The 11,139-nt window shown below is 72.3% G+C and carries 11 protein-coding genes; 8 read left to right on the forward strand and 3 right to left on the reverse strand.

The features are described from left to right. Nucleotides 1-20 precede the first annotated feature (20 nt). Complete coding sequence (locus B056_RS0113185) at nucleotides 21-452, reverse strand: hypothetical protein (RefSeq protein ID WP_154677004.1); 432 nt, start codon at nucleotides 450-452, stop codon at nucleotides 21-23. A gap of 340 nt (nucleotides 453-792) precedes the next feature. Here B056_RS0113185 and B056_RS36335 point away from each other — a divergent pair, with 340 nt between their 5' ends. The 8 genes from B056_RS36335 to B056_RS43590 all read left to right on the forward strand — a co-directional run bounded on the left by B056_RS36335 (nucleotide 793) and on the right by B056_RS43590 (nucleotide 8,861). Continuing rightward, the gene (locus B056_RS36335; protein WP_018502339.1) at nucleotides 793-1,227 is read left to right on the forward strand and encodes an STAS domain-containing protein; all 435 of its coding nucleotides are present in this window, start codon (nucleotides 793-795) and stop codon (nucleotides 1,225-1,227) included. Between the two features lie 95 nt (nucleotides 1,228-1,322). Continuing rightward, complete coding sequence (locus B056_RS0113195) at nucleotides 1,323-1,958, forward strand: hypothetical protein (protein WP_018502340.1); 636 nt, start codon at nucleotides 1,323-1,325, stop codon at nucleotides 1,956-1,958. Between the two features lie 295 nt (nucleotides 1,959-2,253). Further along, nucleotides 2,254-4,254: a protein meaA gene (locus tag B056_RS0113200; RefSeq protein ID WP_026239659.1), complete on the forward strand. Its 2,001-nt coding sequence runs from the start codon at nucleotides 2,254-2,256 to the stop codon at nucleotides 4,252-4,254. Then, the gene (locus B056_RS0113205; protein ID WP_026239660.1) at nucleotides 4,247-4,771 is read left to right on the forward strand and encodes an HD domain-containing protein; all 525 of its coding nucleotides are present in this window, start codon (nucleotides 4,247-4,249) and stop codon (nucleotides 4,769-4,771) included. Before B056_RS0113200 ends, B056_RS0113205 begins: the two co-directional genes overlap by 8 nt. A gap of 115 nt (nucleotides 4,772-4,886) precedes the next feature. Continuing rightward, nucleotides 4,887-5,549 carry an endonuclease NucS gene (gene nucS / locus B056_RS0113210; RefSeq protein WP_018502343.1) on the forward strand — a complete coding sequence of 221 codons (663 nt, stop codon included), beginning with the start codon at nucleotides 4,887-4,889 and terminating at the stop codon, nucleotides 5,547-5,549. A 532-nt stretch (nucleotides 5,550-6,081) separates the two neighbouring features. After that, on the forward strand, nucleotides 6,082-7,869 hold the full coding sequence (locus B056_RS0113215) for a 3-hydroxyacyl-CoA dehydrogenase family protein (protein ID WP_018502344.1): 1,788 nt from the start codon (nucleotides 6,082-6,084) through the stop codon (nucleotides 7,867-7,869). A gap of 188 nt (nucleotides 7,870-8,057) precedes the next feature. Then, entirely contained in the window at nucleotides 8,058-8,573 is a 516-nt protein-coding gene (locus tag B056_RS0113220; protein WP_018502345.1) for a YkvA family protein, read from the forward strand. A gap of 15 nt (nucleotides 8,574-8,588) precedes the next feature. Continuing rightward, nucleotides 8,589-8,861 (forward strand): hypothetical protein, encoded by a 273-nt coding sequence (locus B056_RS43590; protein ID WP_018502346.1) that lies wholly within the window; start codon nucleotides 8,589-8,591, stop codon nucleotides 8,859-8,861. 161 nt (nucleotides 8,862-9,022) lie between these two features. Here B056_RS43590 and B056_RS0113230 read toward each other — a convergent pair whose 3' ends face one another. Together B056_RS0113230 and ccrA are read right to left on the reverse strand one after the other, a co-directional pair. Continuing rightward, nucleotides 9,023-9,730 (reverse strand): sugar-binding protein, encoded by a 708-nt coding sequence (locus tag B056_RS0113230; protein WP_026239661.1) that lies wholly within the window; start codon nucleotides 9,728-9,730, stop codon nucleotides 9,023-9,025. A 74-nt stretch (nucleotides 9,731-9,804) separates the two neighbouring features. Then, nucleotides 9,805-11,139: crotonyl-CoA carboxylase/reductase (gene ccrA, locus B056_RS0113235; RefSeq protein ID WP_018502348.1), on the reverse strand; the 1,335-nt coding region annotated here is incomplete at its 5' end.

Here is an 11,139-nt window from a genome sequence, read left to right on the forward strand (position 1 = left end):
GACGGCTCGTCGTGGGCGGGTCAGGTGTCGTCGGGGGGCTCGCGGCGGCGCCGGGAGAGGGCGCGCACGGCTCGCGGCAGGTCGGCGGTGAAGACGAGCACGTGCTGAAGCTCTCCGGCCAGGTACAGCAGGTCGCCGTGTGGGCTCAGCGGGGCGGGTACCGGCCGGGCGGGCGCCAGGGTGGCGCGTACGCCGCTGCCGGTTAGGGTCGCCCGTAGCCGCTCGGCCTGCTCGCTCGGCACGGTGGCGACGGCCACCAGCAGGCCGAAGTCGTCCCCGCGCCGGCCGCCACCCGGCTGGCCGGCATCACCGTCCGAGCCGCCGTCCGCGCCGGTGTCGTGGTCGGTCGGCGCGTCCGGCGTCGAGGTCAGCCGGCAGACGGCGACTAGCACGCCGACGGCGATCAGGACGAGGGTGGGTCCATAGAGGAAGCCGAGAGCGGTGGTCTCCACGATCACCCCTTGGGTCCGTCCGGTCTGTCGCGGGGCGTCCATGGGCCCTAGGTGCCCAGGTCCAGGGCTCGTCTCCCGCCGGGCCCATCGTCGCATCGACACCGGCGTCCGGACGGGTCTTTGGGCCTGAGCTGGGTCGTTACACCGGTCAAATGGAACATATGGGAGAGATTGGTGAGATCATCGTCGTGGGCGGGTTCCGAGTAGCCCCCCACTGCGACCGGCCGTCCGCGGGATCCGTCCCGCCGCGTGCGGCGAGCCGGGCGCGGGTGCAGGTGCCCAACGGCGGGCCCGACGCGACAGTCTCGGCCCGCCGGTGCATGGGGAATCGGAGGCCGCGATGGGCGAGTCGTCGACGGTGCGGGCGGTGGAGCCGGACTGTCCCGGCCAGGGCACGGACCAGACCCTTCGACTGACGGGGACGGTGGACGTCCGGTCCGTCGGAGAGCTTCGGACCCTGCTGCACGGCGCGATCGACGCCGGGCGCGGGCCGCTGCGCGTCGACGTCGGCGGGCTGGAGCTGGGCGACCACGCGGGGGTCGGGGTGCTGCTCGGCGGCGCCCGCCGGGCCCGGGCCCTCGGTCGCACGCTCGTCCTGGTCGACCCCTCCGCCGCCCTCGGACGTCTGCTCGCGGTCGATCGCCTCGGACGGCTGCTGCGGGTCCAGATCGCGCCCGACCGGCTCGTCGCCGCGGCCGGGACGGGCGGCGCCGGGGGCGCGGCGGCGCCCCGTGAGTTTCGTCACTGGCGACGACCGTGCGTGGACGCTGAGTGATCAGCAAGTCCCCGTTGGCGGGCGCCGAGCCGGCATAGGGCATGCTTTCCCGATAATCGGGCCGGGTCGTGGCATGGTGGAGGTAAGACACAGACATGCTGGACGTGGAGGTGCCCGCGGGGGTGGACCCAGCCGGTGGTCGGGCGGCCCGGCCGGGGGCCGCGGCCTGGACCCAGCAGCGGCGGCCGCTCCTCGTGGCCGCCTCCTTCGTGGTCGCCGTCCTGCTCGGGGTCGGCCTCGGGCTCGTCTGGGCCTCGGATGACCCCGCGGCGCCGGACGCCGTGGCCGTCGAGCAGCCCGACAACGAGATCGTCAGCCCGCCGCTGCCCGCCGTCCCCTGGGAGACCAGCCGGGTCGCCGGCCGGGCGCGGACCCTGACGCTCAAGGGAAACGAGCCCACGACCCTGCGCCAGCCGCTGATGTGGCTCGCCGCCTACGAGGTGCGCAAGAAGACCGGTGCCGCCACCCCGGTCGCGTCGGACGTCACGATTCCCAACGGGATGTTGTTCTACGGCGCCGTCGAGGGCGTCGACAAGGAACACGACGAGTTCTGGGCGGTCGGGATGACCGAGATCCGTGGGGTCTCGGCGGCCGACGCCCCGGACCCGCACGTGTGGAAGCGGGTGGGCAACAGCCCGTGGAAGCTGGTCGGCCGCGGTCCCACGGCCTGCGATCTGATCCCCGTCGATCTGAAGAACATCTGGGGTCCGGGAGCCTGCTCCGCCACCTGAGGCCGTTCCGAGGCCCCCCGCGAACCCTCCGGCGCCCGCCCCGTTGGGGTGACTCTCCGTAGGGAACCTCGGTCGGCCCGGGCCCTTCACACCGGGGGCGCCGGACCGGCCCCGGCGGCTACGCTGCTGCCGTCGCCGGATCTCGCGAGGACCGGCGACCATCGATCCCTGTCCCGGCTCGGCGTCGGAGGTGTCCGAGGTCCGTGCGCCCGACCCGTGCCCGCGGGTCCGCGCGCGGCGGGCGTTCGTCCGGCCGCCGGTTCCCGGGCGTCGCACGGAGCGCTAGGAGGCGGCGATGACGGATCTGGCCAGGCCGGAACGTGACCGACCGTGGATCGTGCGGACCTACGCGGGGCATTCGAGTCCGGCGGAGAGCAATGCGTTGTACCGGCGGAATCTGGCGAAGGGTCAGACGGGTCTGTCGGTGGCTTTCGACCTGCCGACGCAGACCGGGTACGACCCGGATCATGTGCTGGCGCGTGGTGAGGTCGGCAAGGTGGGTGTGCCGGTCGCGCATCTGGGGGACATGCGGGCGTTGTTCGATCAGATCCCGTTGGACCGGATGAACACGTCGATGACCATCAACGCGACGGCGATGTGGTTGCTGGCGCTGTATCAGGTGGTGGCTGAGGAGCAGGGGGTCGCGGCGGAGGCGCTGACCGGGACGACGCAGAACGACATCATCAAGGAGTACCTGTCGCGGGGGACGTACGTGTTCCCGCCGGGCCCGTCGCTGCGGCTGATCACTGATGTCGTGGCGTACACGGTGACGGAGATCCCGCGCTGGAACCCGATCAACATCTGCAGCTATCACCTGCAGGAGGCGGGGGCGACGCCGGTGCAGGAGCTGGCGTACTCGCTGTGCACGGTGATCGCGGTGCTGGACGCGGTGGTGGCGTCGGGTCAGGTGCCGGTGGAGCGGATGGGCGAGGTGTGTGCCCGGATGTCGTTCTTCGTGAACGCGGGGGTGCGGTTCGTCGAGGAGATGTGCAAGATGCGGGCGTTCGTCGCCCTGTGGGACGAGCTGCTGCGGACCCGGTACGGGGTGAGCGATCCGCGTCATCGCCGGTTCCGTTACGGGGTGCAGGTGAACTCGCTCGGGCTGACCGAGGCGCAGCCGGAGAACAACGTCATCCGGATCGTGTTGGAGGCGCTCGGGGTGACGTTGTCGAAGGATGCCCGGTGCCGGGCGTTGCAGCTGCCGGCCTGGAACGAGGCGTTGGGGTTGCCTCGTCCGTGGGATCAGCAGTGGTCGTTGCGGATCCAGCAGATCCTGGCCTATGAGACGGATCTGTTGGAGTACCCGGATCTGTTCGAGGGTTCGGTGGTGGTCGAGCGCCGGGTCGGGGAGCTGGTCGCGGCGGCGACGGAGGAGATCGACCGGGTGCAGGCGATGGGTGGGGCGGTCGCCGCGGTGGAGAGCGGCTACATGAAGTCGCAGCTGGTGGCCTCGCAGGCGACGCGGCGGGCGCGGATCGAGTCCGGTGAGGACGTTGTCGTCGGGGTGAACCGGTTCACCGAGACCGAGCCGAATCCGTTGCTGGCGGATCTGGACGCGGCGGTGCAGACGGTGGACCCGGCGGGTGAGGAGGCGGCCCGGGCGCAGGTCGCGGCGTGGCGGGCCGCCCGAAACGCCTCGGTGGTGGATGAGGCGTTGTTGGGGTTGCGGGAGGCGGCGAAGACGGATGCGAATCTGGTGCCGGCCACGTTGGCGTGTGCGCGGGCCGGGGTGACGACGGGGGAGTGGGCGGGGGTGCTGCGGGAGGTGTTCGGTGAGTACCGGGCGCCGACCGGGGTGTCCGGCGCGCCGTCGGCCGCGGCGGCGGGGGCCGGGCTGGGTGAGGTGCGTGACCTGGTGAACGCGACCGCGGGTGAGTTGGGGCGTCGGCCGCGGCTGCTGGTTGGTAAGCCGGGGTTGGACGGGCATTCCAACGGTGCCGAGCAGATCGCGGTCCGGGCCCGTGATGTGGGTTTCGAGGTGGTCTATCAGGGGATCCGGCTGACTCCGGCGCAGATCGTCGCGGCGGCGGTGGAGGAGGACGTTCACGTGGTCGGGTTGTCGGTGCTGTCCGGTTCGCACATGAACCTGGTGCCGGAGGTGCTGGACGGGCTGCGGGCGGCCGGTCTCGGGGATGTTCCGGTCGTGGTCGGTGGGATCATTCCGCCCGCGGACGCGGAACGACTGGCGACGCTGGGTGTCGCGGCGGTGTTCACACCGAAGGACTACGGGCTGACCGACATCATGCGTGGCATCGTGGACATCGTGCGCACCTCAAACGGTCTGGCGAGTGCCTGAACCGGCCCCCGCCCCCCAGCCGCCGCCCCCGCCGCGACCGTCGCTGGCGGACGCGGTGGCGCTGGCGGCCCGGGCCCACACCGGTCAGCTCGACAAGGCGGGTGACGAGTACATCGGGCATCCGCTGCGGGTGATGGACACGGTGGGCCGCACGGCCCCCGCCGCCGGGGTGGACCGGGCCCTCGCGCAGATGGCCGCGATCCTGCACGACGTGGTCGAGGACAGCGACGTCACGCTCGACGACCTCACCGCCTCCGGGTACCCGGAGGCGGTGGTCGCGGCGGTGGACGCGCTCTCCCACCGCGCGGGCGAGCCGCAGGAGGCCTACCTGGCCCGGGTCGCCGTCGACCGGATCGCCGTCGTCGTCAAGCGGGCCGACATGGCCGACAACTCCGACCCCCGCCGCCTCGGGCGGCTCCCCGCCGAGGACGCCCAGCGGCTCACCACCCGCTACGCGGGCCGCCGCCGACTGCTCGACGACCTCGTCCTGCGGAACGCGGGCACCAGGTCCCGCTGAGGTGAGCGGCGCCCGGCCCGACGGCGCCCGACGCGAGGGCGCCCGACGGGACCGGTGAGCCGGGCCGGCCGGCCCGGCGCGGGGGCCGGGTGACCGGGCACGGTACGGTCGCGACATGCGGCTCGTTATCGCTCGGTGCAGCGTCGACTACATCGGCCGGCTCAAGGCGCACCTGCCCAGCGCCGTCCGGCTGCTCCTGGTGAAGGCCGACGGCTCGGTCTCCATCCACGCCGACGGACGTGCCTACAAGCCGCTGAACTGGATGAGCCCGCCCTGTGTCATCGCCGAGGAAGAGGGCGTCTGGCGGGTCACCAACAGGGCCGAGGAACAGCTCGTCATCTCGATCGAGCAGATCCTGCACGACTCCTCGCACGAGCTCGGTGTCGACCCCGGCCTGCGCAAGGACGGCGTGGAGGCGCACCTGCAGGTGCTGCTGGCCGACCGGCCGGACGCCGTCCGCGAGGGCCTGACGCTGGTCCGCCGGGAGTACGAGACCGGTATCGGCCCGGTCGACCTGCTCTGCCGCGACGCCGACGGCTCCACCGTGGCCGTGGAGATCAAACGCAAGGGTGAGATCGACGGGGTGGAGCAGCTCACCCGTTATCTCTCCCGTCTGGATGACGATCCGGCGCTTCCGCACCCGGTGCGAGGCATCCTGTGCGCCCAGTCGATCACGCCGCAGGCCCGCCTGCTGGCCGCCGACCGCGGCATCGCCTGCTCGGTGGTCGACTACGACGCCCTACGCGGCCTCGAACCCTCCATCCCCACCCTCTTCTGACCCGCCTCACCCCACCCTCGGGGCCGGGTTCCACCCGGTTCCGGCGATGTGTGGCGACTCAGGGCGTCCATGGACTCGCTGGCCCGCCACACATCGCCGGATCTCGGTTCTGCCTGGGCCGGGCGGGGTCGGGCGGCGATACGGGGCGGGGCTCCGGACCCGGCCCGGCCCGGAGATCCGTGATCCGTACCGGGGCTCCGGACCTGTCCCGGGGTGGAGGTCTGTTCGTTCCTGGGTGGAATTCCGCTGTCCGTTGGCCTGTGTGGGCTGTTGGTCGCTCCTGCGGTCGCGGGGCGTGCGCCGGCGCGCGTAGCATCTTGCCCCCGCACTCTGCGTGGCAGGTTTCATCACGATCACAAGCTCATGAGTCGAGAATCTGGGAGGATTCGGACACCCGCGGGGCGGGCGCCCCACTGCCGATGCCGGCTCCGACGCCACACCGGCGCCGGACGCCGCGCACCGCCGGCGAGCACCCGGCGGTGACAGGCGGCCAGACCACGGGAAAGACCACCCGGAGGAAGGAGCGCTGGGCATGGGCCAGAAGAGCACCCTCGGCGAGCTGACGAGGATCGGGGTCATCGGGCTCGGCACCATGGGCGCCGGCATCGCGGAGGTGCTGGCCCGGGCCGGCATCGACGTGGTGGGCGTCGAACGGGACGAGGCCGGGCTGGCCCGCGGCAGGGGCCATCTCGAGCACTCCACGCAGCGGGCGGTGGAGCGCGGCAAGCTGACTCCGGCCGAGCGCGCGGAACTGCTCAGCCGGATCGGCACCGGCATCGACCTGACCGCCGTCGCGGACTGCGCGCTGATCATCGAGGCCATCCACGAGCGGCTGGAAGCCAAGCAGGAGCTCATCGCCCGCCTCGACGAGATCTGCCCCGCCGAGACGGTCATCGCCAGCAACACCAGCTCGCTGTCGGTCACCGAGCTCGCCGCCGGCACCCACCGGCCGTCCAGAGTGCTCGGCACGCACTGGTTCAACCCGGCGCCGGTGATGGAACTGGTTGAGGTGGTCGGGACGGTCGTCACCGATCCTGTCGTCCTCGACGACGTCCGGGATCTCGTCGGCCGGGTCGGGAAGATCGCGGTCCGGGCGGGGGACCGGGCCGGGTTCATCGCCAACGCGCTGCTGTTCGGGTACCTGAACAACGCGGTGCGGATGCTGGAGGCGCACTACGCGACCCGCGAGGACATCGACGCGGCGATGCGCTTCGGCTGCGGTCACCCGATGGGCCCGCTGGCCCTGCTCGACCTGATCGGGCTCGACTCCGCCTACGAGATCCTCGACTCGATGTACCACCAGTCCCGCGATCACCTGCACGCTCCCGCGCCGCTGCTCAAGCAGCTCGTCACCGCCGGCATGCTGGGCCGCAAGACCGGCCGGGGCTTCTACACCTACGCGGAGGCCGACTCGCCGCACGTCGTCGACGAGGCCGCCCCGAGCGCGGTCGCCGGGGTCGAGCCCAGGCCGGTGCGCTCCGTCGGTGTCGTGGGCACCGGGACGATGGCCGGCGGCATCGTCGAGGTGCTCGCCCGCTCCGGCTTCGACGTGGTGTTCCGCGCGCGCTCCGACGACAAGGTGTCCGCCGTCCGCAAGAGGCTGGTGGAGTCGCTGGAGCGCGGCGTCCAGCGCGGCCGGCTCTCCGCCGAGGAGCGCGACGCCACGCTCGCCCGGGTGACGGGGACGACCGACCTCGACACGCTCGCCGACTGCGATCTCGTCGTCGAGGCGGTCGTCGAGGAGCTCTCGGTGAAGCGGGCGCTGTTCGCCGCGCTCGACGAGGTGATGAAGCCGGGGGCGGTCCTCGCGACCACGACGTCGTCCCTGCCGGTGATCGAGTGCGCCACGGCGACGACCCGTCCGCGCGACGTCGTCGGAATGCACTGGTTCAACCCGGCGCCCGCGATGCGGCTGATCGAGGTCGTGCCGACGGTGCTGACCGCGCCCGACGTCACCGCGACGGTGCTCGCGGTCAGCCGGGCCGCCCGCAAGCACCCGGTGGTCTGCGCGGACCGTGCCGGGTTCATCGTGAACGCGCTCCTCTTCCCGTACCTCAACGACGCCGTGCGGATGCTGGAGGCGCACTACGCCACCGTCGACGACATCGACACCGCGATGACGGTGGGCTGCGGCCATCCGATGGGCCCGTTCGCGCTGGCGGACGTGGTCGGGCTCGACGTCACACTGGCGATCCAGCGGACGTTGTACCTGGAGTTCCGGGAGCCGGGCTATGCCCCGGCCCCGCTGCTCGAGCACCTCGTGAAGGCGGGCTACCTGGGCCGCAAGACCGGGCGGGGCTTCCGCGACCACTCGCGCTGAGGTGCCGGGGGCCCGGTTGGAGGGGGTTCGCGGCCTTCCCGGGGGGTAGCTCACGGGCAGTTGGCGTTGATCACCCTTCGGGGCTGGTCGGCGGTCGTGTCTAGGATGTCGCCGGGTGGCGGCCGCCGGGACGTCCCCGACGGCCGGTGCCCGCGCCGGCTGCCCGTACCGCCCCGAGGAGGACGCCAATGGCCACGGTGGACAAGGACGCGCTGCGCGCCTTCGGCCGTGAGGTGACGATGTTCCTGCCCGACCTGGTCGTGATGCTGCGCCGGGTGGTCGCCGACCCGCGGGTGCCGCAGTCCGCGAAGCTGGAGGCCGGGGCCGCGCTGGCCTACCTGGTGTCGCCGAAGAACCGGCTGACGAACGTCATCCCGGTGATCGGTCAGCTCGATGACGTGGCCGTGGTGGCGTTCGCGTTCCGTCGCCTGGTGGTGGGGGCGGGTGAGCCGATCCTGCGGGAGCACTGGCGCGGCAGCGACCGCTCGTTCCACGCGCTCATCGGGGCGTCGTCGGCGCTGGCGAGTCCGGCGGGCATACTCCGGCGGGCGAAGGTGGCCCGGACGTTGGCCGGCGCGGCGATCCACAAGGTCGGCCGCGGCGGGCGGGCGGGCGGCGCCGGCGCGGAGTCGAGGACCGTCAAGGTCGTGGACGGTGAGGTCATCAGCCGTTCCGGGCCGGCCGGCGGCTCCGGCGTTCACTGAGGTCCGGTCGGCGGTATGGGTGCGGGCGGATCTCCGGGTGCCGGCGGCGGCGGGAGCGCGGGTGCGGGCGGGGGCGACGAGGACTGGGTCGTGCGGCCGGTGACCGGCGCCGCGACCACGAAGGCCTATCGGTGCCCGGGCTGCGACCAGCTGATCACCACGGGCACGCCGCACCGGGTGGTGTGGCCGGTCGGTGACATCGACCAACGGCGGCACTGGCACACCCCGTGCTGGACCCGGCGCCATGTCAGCGCCAACCGGCGCCGACGACCCTGGCGCCACCGCTAGAGCTCGGCGCGACCGTCCGCGGGCGCGACGGCGAGACCGCGACGGTGCGAGACCGTGACGTCGTGGCAGCGCGACGGCGTGGGCGCGACAGTGCGCCGGCCGGGGCCGGGCCCCGGCGGGGGGCACCGGCGGCGGTCGCCGCCCCTGACTTCGGCGGCGGGTCAGCCGCGGGACGAAGCCGCCGTCTGGACGGGCGTGCCCTCGCCCTTCGTCAGTGCCCTGGGCTCGGGAGCCGACGACGCCTCGAGCGGGGCGGTCGCCGCGGTGAGCCGGTCGCGCAGCGCGCCGAGCTGGGCGGTGACCTGGTCGTGCAGCGCGCCGAGCTGCCCGGTGACCTGGTCGCGCTGGTGCTCCAGTTCGGCGAGGCGCCGCGCGGACTCCTCCTCGGCCTGGGCCGCGGCCGAGCGGGCCGCCTCGACGACCCGCTCCGCCTCCGCGCGGGCCGAGGAGACGATGCTCTGCGCCTGCTCGTCGGCCTCCCGCAGGGTGCGGTCGCGGCCGTGCTCGGCCTCGGCGACGATGCGCCGGGCCTCCTCGAGCTGGGACTCGGCGTCGCGGGTCCGCTCGGAGCGGACCGTCGCGGCCTCCTCCTCGGCGAGCTGCAGGATCTGGGTGATCCGGCCGCCGAACTCCTCCCAGGCGGGTCGGTTCGCGGCCAGGTCGTCGCGGACCCGCGACGCCTCGGCGGCGGCCTCGGAGGCGGCCGCCTCGGCGGCGGCGCGGTGCGACTCGGCCTCGCGCAGCTGCTCGACCAGCCAGTTGACGTGGGCGTTTACCTGGTGCGGGTCGTAGCCGCGGCGCACCAGATCGAAGCCGGGGGCACTGTCACCCTCGCCGGCCATCGGGATGAGGTCACTGTGCTCTGTCATAGGCCCCCAGCATCCCAGACAGGCAATCGTTGGGTGACGGGAGCTGCGGCAACGGGCAGTCCGGGCAACGGGTTCTACACGCCGCGGAAGCGGTTGATAGCCGTGAGGTGACGGGCCCGGGTCCGTTCGTCCCGGATCCCCAGCCCCTCCTCCGGCGCCAGACACAGCACCCCGACCTTGCCCTGATGGGCATTCCGGTGCACATCCAGCGCCGCCTGCCCCGTCCGCTCCAACGGATACACCTTCGACAACGTCGGATGCACCAACCCCCGCGCCACCAGCCGGTTCGCCTCCCACGCCTCCCGGTAGTTCGCGAAATGCGACCCGATGATCCGCTTCAGGTTCATCCACAGATACCGGTTGTCGTACTCATGCATGAACCCACTCGTCGACGCGCACGTCACCACCACCCCACCCTTACGCGCCACATACACCGACGCCCCGAACGTCTCCCGCCCCGGATGCTCGAACACGATGTCCGGATCCTCCCCACCCGTCAGCTCCCGGATCCGCGCCCCGAACCGCTTCCACTCCCGCGGGTCCTGCGTCCGCTCATCCGACCAGAACCGATACCCCTCCGCCGCCCGGTCGATCACCAGCTCCGCACCCATCGCCCGACAGATCGCCGCCTTCTCCGCCGACGACACCACACACACCGGGATCGCCCCACCCCGCAACGCCATCTGCGTCGCGTACGACCCCAACCCCCCCGACGCCCCCCAGATCAACACCACATCACCCTGCTTCATCCCCGCACCGTTCCCCGACACCAACTGCCGGTACGCCGTCGAGTTCACCAACCCCGGCGCCGCCGCCTCCTCCCAACTCAAATGCCCCGGCTTCGGCATCAACTGGTTCGCCTTCACCAACGCCAGCTCCGCAAGACCACCGAAATTCGTCTCGAACCCCCAGATCCGCTGCTCCGGATCCAGCATCGTGTCGTTGTGCCCCTCCGGACGCTCCAACTCCACCGACAGACAGTGCGCCACCACCTCATCCCCCGGATGCCACGCATGCACCCCCGGCCCCGTCCGCAACACCACCCCCGCCAGATCCGACCCCACCACGTGATACGGCCGATCATGCTTGGCCGCCAACGGCGACGACCGCCCATACCGCTCCAGGAACCCGAACGTCGACAACGGCTCGAAGATCGACGTCCACACCGTGTTGTAGTTCACCGACGACGCCATCACCGCCACCAGAGCCTCACCCGGCCCCAACTCCGGCGTCCCCACCTCATCCACATGCAACGACTCCCGCGGATCCTTCTCCCGCGACACCCGCCCCTCGAACATCCCCACCTCCGCCTTACGCACCACCACACCCCGGTACGACTCCGGCACCGCCAACGCCCCGAACTCCGCCCGCCGCTCCGGCGAAGGCCCCCCACCGGCCATGATCGCTTC

The sequence above is a fragment of the Parafrankia discariae genome, assembly GCF_000373365.1.
GTDB lineage: Bacteria > Actinomycetota > Actinomycetes > Frankiales > Frankiaceae > Parafrankia > Parafrankia discariae.

Excerpts from the sequence above, each read along its gene's own strand:
- B056_RS0113230 (WP_026239661.1), bottom strand. The coding sequence starts at position 9,730 with ATGACAGAGCACAGTGACCTCATCCCGATGGCCGGCGAGGGTGACAGT.
- B056_RS0113220 (WP_018502345.1), top strand. The coding sequence starts at position 8,058 with ATGGCCACGGTGGACAAGGACGCGCTGCGCGCCTTCGGCCGTGAGGTG.
- B056_RS0113215 (WP_018502344.1), top strand. The coding sequence starts at position 6,082 with ATGGGCCAGAAGAGCACCCTCGGCGAGCTGACGAGGATCGGGGTCATC.
- B056_RS0113195 (WP_018502340.1), top strand. The coding sequence starts at position 1,323 with ATGCTGGACGTGGAGGTGCCCGCGGGGGTGGACCCAGCCGGTGGTCGG.
- B056_RS0113200 (WP_026239659.1), top strand. The coding sequence starts at position 2,254 with ATGACGGATCTGGCCAGGCCGGAACGTGACCGACCGTGGATCGTGCGG.
- B056_RS36335 (WP_018502339.1), top strand. The coding sequence starts at position 793 with ATGGGCGAGTCGTCGACGGTGCGGGCGGTGGAGCCGGACTGTCCCGGC.
- B056_RS43590 (WP_018502346.1), top strand. The coding sequence starts at position 8,589 with ATGGGTGCGGGCGGATCTCCGGGTGCCGGCGGCGGCGGGAGCGCGGGT.
- nucS (WP_018502343.1), top strand. The coding sequence starts at position 4,887 with ATGCGGCTCGTTATCGCTCGGTGCAGCGTCGACTACATCGGCCGGCTC.